The sequence below is a fragment of the Burkholderia sp. Bp8963 genome (genome assembly GCF_003854275.1).
GTDB lineage: Bacteria > Pseudomonadota > Gammaproteobacteria > Burkholderiales > Burkholderiaceae > Burkholderia.
The window spans coordinates 1-15301 of record NZ_QTQP01000056.1 but is presented as its reverse complement, the minus strand read 5'-3'; the positions used below and the strand labels follow the sequence as shown (position 1 = coordinate 15301).

15 protein-coding genes and 1 pseudogene are annotated in these 15301 nt (G+C 62.2%); 13 read left to right on the top strand and 3 right to left on the bottom strand.

The window, feature by feature from the left end; genetic code table 11:
- The first annotated feature begins 266 nt into the window (after positions 1 to 266).
- The 10 genes from DID96_RS31335 (at position 267) to DID96_RS31290 (ending at position 11763) form a co-directional block, all read left to right on the top strand.
- Positions 267 to 1226: a sugar ABC transporter substrate-binding protein gene (locus tag DID96_RS31335; RefSeq protein WP_260464069.1), complete on the top strand. Its 960-nt coding sequence runs from the start codon at positions 267 to 269 to the stop codon at positions 1224 to 1226.
- 91 nt (positions 1227 to 1317) lie between these two features.
- Positions 1318 to 2823, top strand: coding sequence for a sugar ABC transporter ATP-binding protein (locus DID96_RS31330; protein ID WP_311767775.1), 1506 nt, complete (start codon positions 1318 to 1320; stop codon positions 2821 to 2823).
- A gap of 2 nt (positions 2824 to 2825) precedes the next feature.
- On the top strand, positions 2826 to 3806 hold the full coding sequence (locus DID96_RS31325; RefSeq protein WP_124603096.1) for an ABC transporter permease: 981 nt from the start codon (positions 2826 to 2828) through the stop codon (positions 3804 to 3806).
- Entirely contained in the window at positions 3803 to 4810 is a 1008-nt protein-coding gene (locus tag DID96_RS31320) for an ABC transporter permease (protein WP_260464068.1), read from the top strand. The genes DID96_RS31325 and DID96_RS31320 overlap by 4 nt, the downstream gene beginning before the upstream one ends.
- A gap of 275 nt (positions 4811 to 5085) precedes the next feature.
- A complete protein-coding gene (locus DID96_RS31315; RefSeq protein WP_124603095.1) occupies positions 5086 to 6189 on the top strand; it encodes a porin in 1104 nt (367 codons plus the stop codon).
- 102 nt (positions 6190 to 6291) lie between these two features.
- Positions 6292 to 7422 carry a YncE family protein gene (locus tag DID96_RS31310; protein ID WP_124603094.1) on the top strand — a complete coding sequence of 377 codons (1131 nt, stop codon included), beginning with the start codon at positions 6292 to 6294 and terminating at the stop codon, positions 7420 to 7422.
- A gap of 185 nt (positions 7423 to 7607) precedes the next feature.
- Complete coding sequence (locus DID96_RS31305) at positions 7608 to 8159, top strand: heme-binding protein (protein ID WP_124603093.1); 552 nt, start codon at positions 7608 to 7610, stop codon at positions 8157 to 8159.
- Between the two features lie 48 nt (positions 8160 to 8207).
- A complete protein-coding gene (locus tag DID96_RS31300) occupies positions 8208 to 9395 on the top strand; it encodes an acetamidase/formamidase family protein (RefSeq protein WP_260464066.1) in 1188 nt (395 codons plus the stop codon).
- Between the two features lie 56 nt (positions 9396 to 9451).
- Positions 9452 to 10792 (top strand): MFS transporter, encoded by a 1341-nt coding sequence (locus DID96_RS39155; RefSeq protein ID WP_311767777.1) that lies wholly within the window; start codon positions 9452 to 9454, stop codon positions 10790 to 10792.
- A gap of 38 nt (positions 10793 to 10830) precedes the next feature.
- Complete coding sequence (locus DID96_RS31290) at positions 10831 to 11763, top strand: fumarylacetoacetate hydrolase family protein (protein WP_124603090.1); 933 nt, start codon at positions 10831 to 10833, stop codon at positions 11761 to 11763.
- Positions 11764 to 11814: 51 nt separating this feature from the next.
- On the opposite strand, the gene DID96_RS31285 is transcribed toward DID96_RS31290, so the two are convergent.
- Positions 11815 to 12414, bottom strand: coding sequence for an AraC family transcriptional regulator (locus DID96_RS31285; RefSeq protein ID WP_185732427.1), 600 nt, complete (start codon positions 12412 to 12414; stop codon positions 11815 to 11817).
- A 45-nt stretch (positions 12415 to 12459) separates the two neighbouring features.
- On the opposite strand from DID96_RS31285, the gene DID96_RS38505 reads away from it, so the two are divergent.
- From DID96_RS38505 to DID96_RS31275, 3 genes are all read left to right on the top strand, one after another.
- Positions 12460 to 12663: a hypothetical protein gene (locus DID96_RS38505; RefSeq protein WP_185732426.1), complete on the top strand. Its 204-nt coding sequence runs from the start codon at positions 12460 to 12462 to the stop codon at positions 12661 to 12663.
- A gap of 356 nt (positions 12664 to 13019) precedes the next feature.
- Positions 13020 to 13811, top strand: coding sequence for an alpha/beta fold hydrolase (locus DID96_RS31280; protein WP_124603088.1), 792 nt, complete (start codon positions 13020 to 13022; stop codon positions 13809 to 13811).
- A 542-nt stretch (positions 13812 to 14353) separates the two neighbouring features.
- Positions 14354 to 14635 (top strand): YciI family protein, encoded by a 282-nt coding sequence (locus DID96_RS31275; RefSeq protein WP_124603087.1) that lies wholly within the window; start codon positions 14354 to 14356, stop codon positions 14633 to 14635.
- 62 nt (positions 14636 to 14697) lie between these two features.
- On the opposite strand, the pseudogene DID96_RS31270 reads toward DID96_RS31275, so the two are convergent.
- Both DID96_RS31270 and DID96_RS31265 read right to left on the bottom strand, forming a co-directional pair.
- Positions 14698 to 14829 (bottom strand): annotated as a pseudogene (locus DID96_RS31270) (porin); the annotation flags it as partial.
- Between the two features lie 28 nt (positions 14830 to 14857).
- Entirely contained in the window at positions 14858 to 15157 is a 300-nt protein-coding gene (locus DID96_RS31265) for a hypothetical protein (protein ID WP_124602775.1), read from the bottom strand.
- Between the last annotated feature and the right edge of the window lie 144 nt (positions 15158 to 15301).

The window sequence follows — 15301 nt, the reverse complement described above, 5'->3', positions numbered from 1 at the left end:
GGATCGAAACGTTTCCAGAGACGGGCACGCCGTTGACGGTCAGCAACCAGAAACCGGCTAAAAGCGGTGCTCGATTGAAAGAATCGACGCATGACGCCACTGTGTCACATCGCCATCTTTTTGCCTGCATTTATGCAAACGGTTGCATTCAGTTACCCGAGACGCCATGGCGGAAAGCGGCATGGCCCATGTGAACGACGTACAGGAGCGAATGGATGGAGACAAACCATAATTCCGGGCAGCGGCCCGAGCCCAGGCGAGCCGCGATGGGCATCGTAGCCGCGTGCGCGGCGGCGATCGGCATCTTCCATGGCGCAAACGCGCTTGCGGCAAGCGAGACAATCGCCGCTTTCTACAAGAACCAGGTTGATCCGCATTTCGCGCTCGTTCACGCCGGTGTCGATGCCGAGGCGAAACTGCTCGGCGTGTCGGTCACGCACTACGCGCCGACGCGTCCGAACGATCTCGGCGAGCAACTGAGCGAGCTGGAGGACGTTGGCGTGAAGAAGCCGAACGCCGTGCTGTTCATGGGCGTGAACCCGCATGGTGTCGTGCCCGCCATTCAGAAGATCAACGCGATCGGCATTCCGGTCGTCAACTACAACGATCGCGTGGCGGGCGGGAAGTTTTCGTCGGTCGTCGTCGCGGACGACTACAACCTCGGTCTCGACGTCGCGCGATACCTGTTCAAGAGCCTCGGCGGCAAGGGCAATGTCGTGATCCTCGAAGGCGTGAAAGGCTCGACGACGAGCGACGAGCGCGAACGCGGGTTCAGGAAGGCCCTTCAGGAATTCCCGAACATTCACCTGCTTGCGTCGCAGCCGGCGAACTATCAGCGGCTGCAGGCGCTGCAGGTGATGGAAAACCTGATTCAGTCGAATCCGAAGATCGACGGCGTGCTGGCGGCTGCCGACGTCATGGCGATGGGCGCGATCGAAGCACTCGAGGCTGCGGGCCAGAAGCAGGTGAAGGTCGTCGGTATCGGCGGCGTGCCTGAATCGGTGAAGGCGATCAAGGAAGGGCGCCTGCTTGCGACCGCTGAATTCAACGGTTTCAAAATGGGTTGCATCGCGACGATGGCGGCGGTCCGCACGCTGCGGAATGAACCCGTGCCCGGTACGGTGCTGATCAAGGGCATCGTGATCGACAAGACGAACTACGCACCGTTCGAGCTACCGGGCGATCAACGCCAATGTCCGACGTGGAACGACGTGGCCAGCCAGTGACGCGGGCGGCCGGGCAAGCCGTATCGCGGTACGGCACCCCGGCTGTCAGATGACGCACGGCTGTCCGCCGAACAGCATCGTGGAGATGAACATGGAAACCTCGACCGCGCGCATCCCGCGTCTCGAATTACGCAAGATTTGCAAGCATTTTCCTGGCGTGGCTGCGCTGACTGACGTCGACCTCACGCTGTATCCGGGCGAAGTGCACATGCTGCTCGGAGAGAACGGCGCCGGGAAATCGTCGCTGATGAAGGTGTTGTTCGGCGCTTATCGTGCCGATAGTGGCGAGATCCGATACGACGGCATGCCGGTCGTGATCGAATCGCCCGCCGACGCGAAGCGCCTGGGCATTGCGGTGATTTTCCAGGAGTTCTCGCTCGTGCCGCATCTGTCGATCGCGCAGAACATCTATCTCGGCCGCGAGCCTCGCAACCGCTTCGGTCTCGTCGATCACCGGCGCATGCATTCGGACGCTGCCGCCGTATTGGCGCAACTCGGGCTTGCGTACGACACGCGGACCCATGCGGCGGACCTTGGCGTTGCACAGCAGCAGATGGTCGAGATTGCGAAAGCGTTGTCGCACGACGCGCGCGTGCTCGTGATGGACGAGCCGACCGCGGCCATCTCGGACCGGGAAGCCGACGCCCTGTTCACGGTCGTGCATCGCCTGCGTGACGCAGGCGTTGCGATCGTCTACATCTCGCATCGGATGAAGGAGGTGTTCGATCTTGGCGATCGCGTGACCGTGCTGCGCGACGGCCGCCTTGTCACCTCGATGCCGGCCGGCGATGCGAGCCCCGATCAGTTGATTGCGCTGATGGTCGGGCGCAAGGTCGGTGCAGTCTATGAGCGCCGCTATTTCGGCGCATCCGGTGAGATCGCGCTCGACGTTCGCGGCTTGACGACGTCGACCGGCGTGAACGGGGTCGACATGCAGGTGCGCTGCGGCGAGATCGTTGGATTGTCGGGCCTGGTCGGCGCGGGGAGGACGGAGGTCGCACGCGCGGTAATCGGTGCCGACCCGATCCAGGGCGGTCGCATCGAGATCTTCGGCAAATCGGTGTCGGGTGGCCCGCACGAGGTCGTCAAACGCGGCGTCGGTCTGATTCCCGAAAACCGCAAGCAGGAAGGTCTCGCACTGCGCCGCTCGGTGCACGAGAACCTGCTCGTTTCGAGCCTGTGGCACCTGTTCCCGAAGGGCTGGTATCGCCCGGCGCGCGCCCGGCGAGCGACTCACGGCCTGATCGACATGCTGCGGATCGCACCGGGCGATCCGGCAAAACACGCGCGCAACCTGAGTGGCGGCAACCAGCAGAAGATCGTGATCGGCAAGTGGCTCAGTGCCGACTGTCGCCTGTACATCTTTGACGAACCGACGCGCGGGATCGATATCGGTGCGAAGACCGAGATCTTCAATCTGATCGAGCGGCTTGTCGAGGAGGGCGCGGCGGTCCTGCTGATCAGCTCGGAACTGTCGGAGATCGTGCATGTATGCGATCGCGCATACGTGATGCGCGAGGGCGCGATTTCGGGCGAGCTGCAACGGGAACAGTTGAGCGAGCAAAGCATTCTGAGTCTGGCAATGCACGGAGGTTGACGATGTCGATTGAAACGAAAGGCAATGGCAGGAATACGGCGGGGCGGCGCAAACGGCCGCTGCCGTCGATCGTGTGGGCAAGTGTCGCGTTGGTCGCTGCGGCGGCTTTCGGCGTGAAGGGTTTCGCATCGCCAGCGAATCTGGTCGACATCGGCCTCCAGATCGCGATCCTCGTGATGATCGCGATGCCGATGACCCTGGTGATCCTGAGCGAGGGGCTCGACCTGTCGGTCGGCGCATTGCTGAGCCTCTGCGGTGTCGTGTTCGCGCAGTCGCTCGGCGCGGGCGCCGGCATCGGTGCAGCGCTGGGCGCGGCCGCGGCGGTCGGTGTCACGATCGGCTTCCTGAATGGCACGCTTGTCGCGCGACTGGGGCTGCCGCCGTTCGTCGTGACCCTCGGCACGCTCGGCGTCGCGCACGGCGTTGCGCTCGTGATGACCGACGGCAACGCGGTTGTCGTGGCGAATCCTGCGGTCGGCCCGCTTTACGGGGCGTCGGTAATGGGCATTCCATTCCCGATTGCCTGTGCGCTCGCGGCATACGCAGTCACCCATCTGCTTCTGTACCACACCCGGTTCGGCGCCTATGTTTTCGCGATCGGCGGCAACCGTGACGCGCTCACGTTGGCAGGGGTCCGCGCCCGTCTCTATCACGTCGCGATCTACGTGATGAGCGGTCTGTTTGCGGGCCTTGCGGCGCTATTGCTCGTCGGACGCATGAACGCGGCAGAGCCGAATGCCGCGATCGGCATGGAGTTCGATGCGATCGCGGCGGTCGTTCTCGGCGGCACGTCGTTCGAGCGCGGGGAAGGTTGGTTGCCCGGTACCGCGATCGGCGTGCTGACGATCGGCGTGCTCCGCAATGCACTCAACCTGGTTGGAATCGAATCGTCGCTGCAGGTCGTGACGATCGGCTTGCTGGTTCTCGCGGTCGTCGTCATCGATAGTGCCCGGAAATCTCGCGTCGAAGGAGCGCAAGCATGAATACCCGAAATCAATCGTCGTTCCAGGTGATACGCATCATGGGCCTCGGTCGCCGCAGCCGGCTTTCCGACGATGCGAACGCGCTGATCGGTCGCGCCGTGTTTGTCTGTGTCATTGCAATCGCGCTCGCGTTCGCATCGAATAGCTTCGCAACCTCCGGCAACCTGCTGAACGTGCTGCGGCAAGCCAGTCTGATGTTTCTGCTCGCGTCAGGTCTCACGATCGTGATCCTGTCCGGCGGGTTCGATCTGTCGATTGCGGCGAATCTTACCCTTTCCGCTTGTCTGGCAGCCGGCGCGATGAAAGCTGGCGTTTCGCCGTGGCTGGCGATTGCGGTCTCGATGTCGTGCGGGGCGTTGATCGGACTGCTGAACGGCCTGGCGGTCGCGCTTCTGCGGCTGCCGCCGTTCCTCGCGACCTACGGGATGCTCTGGGTCGTGCAGGGTATCGCTTTTCACTACATGGGCGGAAACGAGATATTTGGCTTCCCGGCCGGCTTTCGCGCCCTCGGCACCGGCTTTTGGTGGGGCGTGCCGATCCCCGTGTACATGATGCTGCTCGTGTTGATCGTCGGTTCGGTGATCACCGCGTGCCTCAACATCGGTCGCGAGATCTATGCGATCGGGGCCAATCCGGAGGTCGCGCGCCTGTCCGGGATTCCGGTGCGTCGACGGCGGATCGCGGTCTACACGATCAGCGGACTGATGGCGGGGATCGCTGCGGTCGTCTATCTCGCTCGCGTGAACGCGGCCGACTCGGCGATGGGAGACCCGATTCTGTTGCCCGCGATCGCGGCGATCCTAATCGGCGGTGCTTCGCTTTTCGGTGGAACCGGCACCTTGCTCGGCACGCTGCTCGGCTGCTTGACGCTGGCGCTCGTGATCGACGGGATGAACCTCCTGAATCTCGATGCGAACCTGCAGCCGCTTGTCGTCGGCTTGGTTCTTCTGGTGGCAGTGCTTACCGACGCGCTCGGCCGCCGGCATGCCGACACGGTGGGCTGAACCTCTGAAGCCGGGCATGCACGGCGAAAACAAAGAGACGATTTGACAAGCGACGGGACTCTTCGGCGACGGTCTCCAACCGAAGTGTCCTTAACATGAATTCCAGGTGACCGGCATCACGCAGACTGGTTCGAGCGGGAAATCAAATCGGCACCCGTAGCCTGTCACTGACGAAGCAGATTGCATTGTATTTAGTTATGCGTATTAAAAAAGGCGTTCCATTTATAAGTGTTGGGTATCAAAAGACCGAATTGGAGGGGCAGACAGTGGTGGAGATGAAGAAAACAACGATCGCAGCGCTGATCGGCATGGCATTGAGCGGATCGGCATTCGCGCAGAGCAGCATCACGCTCTCCGGCAAGATCGACAACGGCTTGACGTATGTGACGAATGAAGGCGGGCATCACAACGTCAAGATGGACAGCGGTGTGCTGTTCCCGAACGTCTGGATCATGTCGGGCGCGGAAGATCTCGGCGGCGGTAACCGGGCGGTGTTCAAGCTGTCGTCGCTGTACAACCTGAACAACGGGCAGCTGAATCAGCCCAGCACGATGTTTGGACAACAGGCCTATGTCGGCGTCCAGACGCCTTACGGTACTGTCACGCTGGGCAAACAGTTCGATTTCACCGCCGAATTTCTGGCGCCGCTCAACGTCAGTTCGGCCGGCAGCGGCTATGCGATTCACCTCGGCGACTTCGACCGCACGAACAACGACCGGCTGACGAATTCGATCAAGTACATGAGCCCGACGTGGGGTGGATTCCAGTTCGGCGCGATGTACGGATTCAGCAACACGCCCGGCAGCTTCCATGACGGCAGCGGCTGGAGCGCCGGATTGCAGTACACGAACGGGCCGCTGACGCTCGCAACCATGTACACGTTCGTCGCAACGCCGACGATCGATCCGTATGCGCAGATCGGTGTGCATTCGTTCTTCGGGCTGCCGGTGGCGACCGGGTCGGGCGACAGCGTCACCGACACCGCGCCGTCCTTCCAGATCCGCTCGCTCGGCACGCTTGGCGTCGGCGGGTCATATGCGATCGGCGACGTCACGCTGTACGCGGACTACACCAATACCGTCCTGAAGTTCCAGGACGCGAAGTCGGTCATGAACGTTTACGAAGGCGGTGCAACGTGGCAGGTGACACCCGCGTTCCAGCTCGTCGGCGGTTATCAGCACACGAGCTTTGAAGGGCACGCGTGGAACCAGGTAACGGCCGCGGCGCTGTATTCGTTGTCGAAGCGGACGACGGTTTACCTGTCGTCGGATTACCTGAAGGCGTCCGCGGGGGTGGATGCGGTGATCGGCGCAAGCTTTGCACCGGCGCCGACCGGCCATCAGGCGGATGTCCGGGTCGGCCTCGCACACACGTTCTGACCGAACTTCGCGCTGTTCCGTCGACGGGGTGTCTGCGGGCCGCAAAAGTTCCACGTTCCGGTTCTTACCGGGTCAATCAATGGGTACCAGGAGGAGTCAACGATGAAACGAGTCTATTGTGCATTCGCAATGATGAGCCTGACGGCGGCCGCTGCCGTTGCGTGGGGCGCCGACGCCGCGGGTGGTGGCCCGAAGCTGATTACCACCATTGCGGTAACGAGCGAAAAGCCGTTCGGCTTCGATATCAGCGCGACTGGGGATGGCAACTATTACCTCGCTGACGGCGCGAACGGGACACTGGACGTATTCGACGCGACCACGATGACGCTGCGCGATCGGATCAAGGCCGACTTCGCAGGTATCGGTCCGACGCACGACAAGTCCGGTCCGTCAGGTGTGCTGCCGATTCCCGGCACGTCGCAGGTCTATGTGGGCGACGTGAACGCGGTCAAGGTGATCGACGTCGCATCGAAGCAGCTCGTCAAGCGCATCGAGGTCAGCTCGTCGGGCATCCGCGCAGACGAGGGCTGCCTCGACCCGAAGCATCATGTCGCGATGTTCTCGAGCGGTGCCGAGCAGCCGCCGTTCGTGACCTTCATCAGCACGGACACGCAGTCGGTGATCGCGAAGATGCCGCTCGCGGATTCGACCGGGCTCGAGGCATGCGAGTTCGACCCGAAGAACGACAACTTCTTGCTGAACAATGACGGGACGAAGGCGAACCCGAAGGGCGAGGTCGATCTGATTCCGGTGAAATCGGTGCTCGAGGGCAAGCCTGTCATTCAGGCCGCGCTGAAGCTGAAGGGCTGCGAAGGCCCGAGCGGGCTCGCACTTGGGCCTGGCAACGATGCGCTGATCGCGTGCGATCCCGACGAAGGCGGCAAGCAGACGACGTTGATCATCGACAGGACGAACGGCACGCCGCTTGCGCAAATCCCGTTCGGGGGCACCGACCAGGCTACCTACGACCCGGTTTCGAATCGCTACTTCCTCGCAGGGGGCCACCACTCGGCGGACAACGTATCGCGGGTCGGCGCGAAGGACGCGAAGTTCGACTCGGCCCTCGGCATCATCGACGCCAGCACCCGTAACCTCGTCGCGATCGTGCCGACCGGCAAGTTCTCGCATTCGGTTGCGGTCGATGGCGCGTCGCATCACGTTTTCGTTCCGTACGGCGCCGGCTCCCCCGCGCAGTTCCCGGGAACCGGTGTCGCGGTGTTCGCGACGGAATAACGACCCCAGTGCGGTGATTTTCCGCGGGAGAAGGGCTCCCGCGGTTTTTTCGAGCATCACCTCTATCGCTGCGTGAAACCGAATATCGGACTCGAAGGTAATTCGCGGGGCCGGATGGTTAAGTCATACGGTCTGGCCGGACGTACGCTGGGACTCGGGCGTACAGGGTGAAGTGGAGTCGGGAAATGAACATGAAATTCAGGTTAAGGATTCGGTGGTTGCTGCAGCTGGCGGGCGTTTGGGTTGGTTTCGCTGGCGCCATGCAGGCTTCGTTCGCCGAAGACACACGCAGCAACGTGGCGATACCGACGTATGTCTTGAGCTACGCACAGTCGCAGACATTGCTATCGCTTGCGGTTGCCGAGGCGAACGCGCGACACCTGGCGATGGGCTTCGCTGTCGTTGATCCCGGCGGTCATCTGCTCGCCGCAGTACGAATGGACGGCGCATCGTTTTCGAGTATCGACTTCGCACGCGGTAAAGCGTTCGCGTCCGTCGCGCTCGGTGGCCAATCAGGCGTCACGCTCGAACATCGCTATCGGGACGATCCGTCCGAGTACAGCAACATGTCCGGCGCCGGCTACTACGCGCCGTTTCTGCCCGGCCGCGGCACGTTTCCCGTGTTCATGAACGGCCATCTGCTCGGCGCGATCGGCGCCGCCGGCGCACCATCCGAGACCGATGATCAGGTGGTCCTGAAGGCGATCGCAGGGCTCGGCGCTCAATCCGCGCGTTGAACGCGCATTGTCCTTGAAACAAAGTCCGGAACACTTATGAGACACAACATGGAAATGGAACACTCGGGCGACACCTCGGAAGGTGCGATGGAGGCGAGCGGCGCGGTGACGATGGACGGGACCGCGCAATGCCGTCGCACCATGCTGAAGCTTGGCTTCGGCGCGATCGCGGCAGGTTTCGCAGGCGTCGCACGTGCGCAAACGGCAGCCCCGAAGGCGCGTGCAGCCACGATGCGAGTGTTGCCGGGCGGCAAGACGGTGAAGCTCGTGCCGTCGTGGAAAACGGTGCAGGTCGGCCAGATGACACCAGACGCCGAGGCGGCGGTTTCGATCCGTTCGGGCGACACGGTCTGGTACGACGGCACGTGGACCAACTGGGGAAACGAAGCGAAGTACGGGATGGGATTCAAGGAGCGCGAGCCTATCCGCAAGAAATATCCGAACGGCGCATTCTCGTTGATCGGGCCAGTCGAGATCGAAGGCGCTGAACCCGGCGATGTTGTCGAATGCCGCATGTTGAAGATGCGACCGATCGATTGGGGCTGGAACTCTGCGCCGCCGGGCGTCGGTGCACTGCCGGGCGATTTCGGTCCATACCTTCGCTACCTGAAGTTCGACGACGCGCGTACCTACGCGTCGTACGTACCGGGCGTGCAGATTCCGCTGAACCCGTTCCAGGCCTATCTGGGCACCCAGCCGCCCGGTGATCACGTGACCAGTGCGAACTTCGCCGGCAGCTACGGCGGCAACCTCGACTGCGCCGTTCTCGGCGTCGGAACGTCGGTATTTCTTCCCGTACAAGTCGCGGGGGCGCGCGTTTGGACGGGCGGCTCCATGGGCGCTTCGGGCGAGGGCAACATCGACCAGACGTCGATCGAATCCGCGTTCGAGGAGATGAGGATCCAGTTCCAGCTCCACAAGCGATCATCGCTGAACGGCCCGATGGCCGAAACCCCGGAGCACTGGATCGGCTTCGGTTTCGCCGATAGCCTCGACGACGCGCTCGTCGCGTGCATTCGTCAAACGATCGGCTGGATGGCCTCGGCAACCGGTATTGCGCCCGTCGATTGCTACGGCATCCTGAGCGTCGCCGGGAGCTTTCGGATCACGCAGTATGCGCACCAGACCGGTACCGTCTACAAGACGGAACCGCCGAAGGGTGTGCACTGCATGGTGCCGAAGAACATTTTCTCCGCCGAGATGCTGCGACGCCTGTCGGATTACACGCGCGCGTAAGCGCACGTTCTTTACGGCTTCGGAACGAGCGGCCGAACGGGGCGGTGCCATGCTTCATGGCGAGCCGGACCGCGCGTGCCGCAGGAGGTTGCGTAGTGAAACTGAATGATAAGAATTCGGCAATCGACGTTGGCACGTCCGATGTCGGAGGAATGAACCGCGCGATTGCGCTACTTGTTTGCTTTCTCGTCGTCGTTCTGGACGGTTTCAACACGACGTCGATTTCGTTCGTCGTTCCGACGCTGGCTCGGGACTGGCATCTCGCGCCGGCTGCGTTTACACCGGTATTCGTCGCGACGAATGTCGGCGCGGCAATCGGTTTCATTATCACGGGCTCGCTTGCCAATCGTTTCGGGCATCGCGCCGTCGGGCTTGCCAGCGTCGCGCTGTTCGGCGGCTGTACGCTGCTGACGATATATGCGAGCAATGTGGCGCTACTGTCCGCGACGCGCGTCCTGGCGGCAATCGGGCTGGGTGCGGCGCTGCCGATCGCGATCACTGCGTCGGCCGCGATCATCGGCGCGAAGCACAAGGTTGCGGCGTCGGTGCTGGTGACGACCGGAATGTCGGTCGGCGCCGTGATCGGAGGCCTGATCGGCGGCCCGCTGATGCACCGTTTCGGCTGGCAGTCGGTGTTCCTGATCGGTGGCGTATTGCCGTTTGTCGTCGCGCCGGCGTTCTTCCGGATCCTGCCTGCGGCCGCATCGGCGGTAACGGATGCGCGGAGTCCTCAACGGCCGGTGGCGAGTCCGGTGCGCGCGCTGTTCGCGGACGGTCGAGCGGGCTATACAAGTGTGCTGTGGCTGTTCTCGTTCCTGATTTTCATGGACGTCTATGCCCTGTTGTTCTGGCTTCCGACCATGCTTCTCTCGTTCGGCTTTTCGCTCGATCGGGCACCGGCCGGCATGGCCGCGTTCAGTATCGGCGGGTTGAGCGGCAATCTGCTGATGACGGCTGCGGTGACAGCGATGACGGTATCGGGCCGGTTGCGCGTGAAGTCGGCTCTGGCGGTGGGGATCGTCTGCGTGATCGCCGGCATTGCGGCGCTGAGCCAGGCCGCATTGGTGCCGTCGACCGTGCTGCTGTCGATCGGCGTGATCGGCGCCGGGCTCGTCAACGGGATCATGGGCCAAACGGCACTGGCTGTCGCGTTTTATCCGCCGGGCATCCGCGCGACTGGCGTCGGCTGGGGTCATGCAATCGGGCGGATCGGTTCGTTCGTCGGTCCTGCGATCGGCGGGGCGCTTCTCGCAACGGGTTGGGACCCGCGCAATATCGTACTCGTCGCGGCTGTGCCGGCGATTGCCGCTATCGCGGCGCTCGGCGTGCTGACGATCATCGGCCGCCGCGCGGTCAGTCGCGACTCCGCCGCCGGCGGCGCACCGGCCGGGCACTGAATCGTTCTCGACACGTCTTCTTCGAAACCTGCGAAATCATGAAAATCATTGCTTACACGGAAGCGGGCAATCAAGCACTCGGCGTCATCACCAGCGATACGCACTTTGTCCCGGTCGCGGACATTGCACCGGATCTACCGACGAGCCTGATCGAGATTCTCGAGATGGACGATGGCCTGGAACGGATGCGCGCATCGGCTGCCGGCAAGACCGGCGATCGACTGCTCTCGTCCGTGACACTGAAGCCGTTCCTCGACCGACCAAACGCGATGTGGGCACTCGCGCTGAACTTCAAGAGCCACATCGCCGAGACAGGCCTGCAAACGAATCCCGCCTATCCGCATCTGTTCCTGCGCACGGCCGCGTCTTACGTCGGTGCGGGCGAGCCGATCGTCGCGCCGCCGGAAGCAGTCGCACGGGCATTCGATTACGAGGGCGAGCTTGGCGTCGTCATCGGCAAGTCAGGGCGCTACGTTCCCGTCGAGCGCGCGCTCGAATACGTCGCCGGCTATACCTGCCTGAATGAAGGCTCGGTGCGCGAATATCAGGTGCACAACCGGCAATTCGGTCTCGGAAAATGTTTCGAAGCCTCGGGGTCCTACGGCCCATGGCTCATGACGTCGGACGAATTCGGCGACCCGGCGAAGCACACGGTGCTCACGCGAATCAATGGCATCGTCCGACAGCGTGCGCCCCTCGACGACATGCTGATCGACGTTGCGCGCACGATCAGCTATCTGAGCCGCGGCTACCGGTTGCGACCTGGCGACCTGATCGCGATGGGGACGCCGGGCGCGCTGAAGCCGTCGCCGGATGATGTCGAAGGGAACGACCTTTCGCGACAGTACGGGCCGTTTCCGACGCCGGGCCTTGTACACATGCGTCCGGGCGACTGGGTCGAAATCGAGATCGACGGACTCGGCGTGCTTCGAAATCCGGTGATCGCCGATCCGTCGGAACTATTGGCCTGACCTGCGCCACCTGCGCGCATCCGCGCGCCTGTGGCAGACCGACCGCGCCGGTCAGTCGAATCGCTCGAGATCGAGTGTGACCGAATGCCGGCGAAAGTCGCTCGGCGGCACGCCCATATGCTGTGCAAAGAAGCGGGTGAAGTGACTATGCTCCTCGAAGCCGAGTTCGTCCGCGATGTCGGCGAGCGGCCGGTCACTCTCCGCGAGCAACCGGATCGCGTGCGACATCCGGACCCAGTCGATAAAGTGCTGCGGGGAGATGCCCATGCAGCGGCGGAATTGCTCGAAAAAACGTGACCGCGACAGCCCGACCTCAGCGGCGACTTGCGTGACCGTCATGTTCGCGGACGGCGCGCGCTTGATGAAGTCGAGCGCCTTCCGAATCCTGAAATCTACCGGTCGCGTCGAAGGTGCGATGCGCGCCGTCAGCTCCGGATCAGCAAAATCGCGCCCGAGTGCAGTGACGAGATCCTCGAGGATCGGCATACAGCCCGCGTCCTGCGCCACGAGATGATTCGTGATTGCGGCCGCCAAACGGTCGACGTGATGCTGTACCTCTGGCGTCACGACAACAATCCTGCGTGGGAAGATGTCGGCCGGGCCGCCGTCCGCCAGGCCGAGCCGTTTGCGCAGCCAGGGCGTTTCGATCACGAGCGACAGGATGAGCGAGGGTGTGTCCTTGTTCGCACACTTCGCGTGTTCGACCCATGGGTTCAGACAGATCGCAGCGTCGGCGCTCAGCGTGCATGCGTCGGCACCCATCCGGAAATCGCAGTCGCTGCCGCCGAGTTTGAACAGGAACTGGTACTGCGAGTGCGCGTGAGCGACAAGCGGCCGGCTGATGAAGTTCACCGTGGCTCGGCCGAATTCTCCCTGCAGAATCCAGACCGGCTTTTCTGATTCCATTGCTGCTAGCACCATGTCAACCTTCTCCGATATCGCCGCGGCTGGAGCGCCGTCGCCGATTTCGCTCGTTCTGCTCTGTTGCAAACGGCTTTCACCATCGCGATAAAGAGACGTCGCTTGAACGTCCGCACAAGGTGACTACTTAATCAAATGCGCGATAGCCCGTCAATCCGGAAAAGATCGCATCCGTTGCTTGCACGACGCTCAACGCACATCGCACTAAAAATCCGGACGATCGGGCAAGTCGCCGTTTCAATCGATCATCGCACAGACCGTTCGCGCGATAGAGTGTGGTATGAGCAGGCCGCGCGGCGCGGCCCCTATGGAAGTGAGTTGAAGAGAGGCTGAGGATGAAGGCATGGTTTGAACGCGAGGGTATCCGTTTCGCCTATGAGGAATCCGGTCCGCTGGATGCGCCGGCGATTGTTTTCAGTCATGGCTTTCTGATGGATGGCGAAATGTTTTTCGCGAACGTCGATGCGCTGAACGACTCGTTCCGTTGCATAGTTTGGGATCAGCGCGGCTTCGGCTCGACGGGGCCGATGGACCGGACGTTCAGCTACTGGGACTCGGCCCGCGACTTGATCGCGCTGCTCGATCACCTTGAAATTGCGTCGGCGTCGCTGGTCGGGATGTCGCAGGGTGGCTTCGTGTCGATGCGCGCCGCGCTGCTCGAGCCCGCCAGGTTCCGCGCGCTCGCGCTTATCGCGACGCGCAGCGATCTCGACGACGCATCGGTAACCGCGTCGTTCGAGGAGCTCAAGACCGAGTGGGCGCGTAACGGCGCGGCTAATGTCGCGGCGCATCTTGCCGGCTTCTTGCTCGGTGCGGACTATCACGCGTCGGCATGGATCGACAAGTGGCTGAAAATGCCTCGTGACCATTTCGAATACCCGGTCGATGCGCTGACGTCGCGCGACGATATTACGCCGCGGCTCGGCGAGATCACTCACGCATCGATCGTATTCCACGGTGATGCCGATGCTGCCATCCCGCTGCGTTGCGGCGAGGCGCTTGCTGAAGGGCTGCCGAACTCCAAAGGAATGGTCAGCGTAGCCGGTGCCGGACATACGCCGAATCTGACCCACGCTTACGATGTCAATCCGAAGCTGAGGGATTTCTTGCTGCGCTACGGACGCTGAGCGCGTCGCGATCTGCCGATCGGGCGGGCTAAAAGAGACCAGACGGCGAGGATAGTGCATCAGCCGTATCTCGCCGCGGCATTGCCGATGTTTGTGCTGTTTGCGTTATGTGCGAGCATCGTCGTGCGTTGCGTGCGACACGCCTCTGGTACGTGGCTGACGTGCATTTCGGTCTGTATCTTGGCGGCGCGCGGGGACATCTTCACATCTCGCATTGCAAACGCGGCGAGCGCAGATGACGAAACGCGGACGCTCCGGTAAGCGGGCGCATCTTTTGGTCAAGGTCTCCTGCGATCCAAGCCGTATAGTTCATTCAACGAAAATCTGGATACTCACCCGATGCACCGTTCGACAAACATCGGAGGAGCAGAACGCCGCATGCAGGCTGAAGGGAGTGTGGGGTGTTGCGCGTGAATCATTGTTCAACATGCTGTATCGAGCGACGCAGTCTGACTGGACGCTTGCGCGTCAGACGGCGATGCATATCGTCATTTTGACCGGCGGTGCTTCCCTCAGCGGCCCGTCTACCGTAAGGAAAGAACATGTTTTTCGTCGTTTACTGCGTCGATCATCCGGGTATGGCGGAGCGTCGCCAAACCCACTTTGCGGCGCATAAGGCACGGTTGTTGGCTTCGCCGTTGAAGGCGCGGATTGCCGGGCCGCTCATCGAGCCAGACGGGGCGGTGGGCGGGAGCCTGTTTCTCTATGAAGCTGACGATATTGAGACAGTGCGTCGACTCGTGCAGGAAGACCCGTTCAACACGGAACGCATCTGGAAGACGGTCGACATCCGGATTTTCTTGAACCGGGCAGATGAGCACTGATCCGCCTTTGTGCGCGATGCGACGTTCACGTCGAACGGCTCACGAAGGCGCGGCCTCAATGATCAAAAGTTATGGATCAGGCCGATGCCCGCACCAAACTGGCTGCGCGATGACGACGGAGAGTTGTTGAAACCGTTGCCGATCGATGCCGTTGCATCGATGATCTGTCCGCTATTGAGCGTCATGCCGTTCGCGAGCTAGTACAACATCCCTCAAATAAGTTTAATAATTATCGGGCTGTAAATATGGCTGCAGGAGCGTGACGATCACATCGGCCATTTCGTCGAGTGAACCCATGCCCGGCAGCGGCTCCCAACGCCCACTGTGGCTGCGAAAGGCGGCGCCATATCGATTGCGGCCGAGTTCGGTTAGCCGCGCCACGACAGTTGACTCATCGTCGTCCAGACGTTTGATCAGCAAGTGGCGCCCGTAGGCTTGCGTGACGATCTGCTCATGGCCGAGCAGGCTGCGCAGTTGACGCTGCAGTTCAGCGGCGTGGTGTTTGGCGGGTAAAGCTGGCATCTGCGTCTCTCGATTATGAAGCATCGCCTTGCAGCGGATAGCCCCGGAAACTCCATTTGAAGGGGCGGGCGACCTGATTGTGCTCGCCGACGAACTGCTCGGTGCGCTCGCGCAGGTGCGCGGTGCTGGTGTGGCTGGCATGGC

Bases quoted from the DNA above. Each gene is read 5' to 3' on its own strand.
- DID96_RS31330 (WP_311767775.1), top strand. From the start codon at position 1,318: ATGGAAACCTCGACCGCGCGCATCCCGCGTCTCGAATTACGCAAGATT.
- DID96_RS31300 (WP_260464066.1), top strand. From the start codon at position 8,208: ATGGAAATGGAACACTCGGGCGACACCTCGGAAGGTGCGATGGAGGCG.
- DID96_RS31280 (WP_124603088.1), top strand. From the start codon at position 13,020: ATGAAGGCATGGTTTGAACGCGAGGGTATCCGTTTCGCCTATGAGGAA.
- DID96_RS31310 (WP_124603094.1), top strand. From the start codon at position 6,292: ATGAAACGAGTCTATTGTGCATTCGCAATGATGAGCCTGACGGCGGCC.
- DID96_RS39155 (WP_311767777.1), top strand. From the start codon at position 9,452: ATGGCGAGCCGGACCGCGCGTGCCGCAGGAGGTTGCGTAGTGAAACTG.
- DID96_RS31335 (WP_260464069.1), top strand. From the start codon at position 267: ATGGGCATCGTAGCCGCGTGCGCGGCGGCGATCGGCATCTTCCATGGC.
- DID96_RS31265 (WP_124602775.1), bottom strand. From the start codon at position 15,157: ATGCCAGCTTTACCCGCCAAACACCACGCCGCTGAACTGCAGCGTCAA.
- DID96_RS31275 (WP_124603087.1), top strand. From the start codon at position 14,354: ATGTTTTTCGTCGTTTACTGCGTCGATCATCCGGGTATGGCGGAGCGT.
- DID96_RS31290 (WP_124603090.1), top strand. From the start codon at position 10,831: ATGAAAATCATTGCTTACACGGAAGCGGGCAATCAAGCACTCGGCGTC.
- DID96_RS31320 (WP_260464068.1), top strand. From the start codon at position 3,803: ATGAATACCCGAAATCAATCGTCGTTCCAGGTGATACGCATCATGGGC.
- DID96_RS31305 (WP_124603093.1), top strand. From the start codon at position 7,608: ATGAACATGAAATTCAGGTTAAGGATTCGGTGGTTGCTGCAGCTGGCG.
- DID96_RS31315 (WP_124603095.1), top strand. From the start codon at position 5,086: ATGAAGAAAACAACGATCGCAGCGCTGATCGGCATGGCATTGAGCGGA.
- DID96_RS31325 (WP_124603096.1), top strand. From the start codon at position 2,826: ATGTCGATTGAAACGAAAGGCAATGGCAGGAATACGGCGGGGCGGCGC.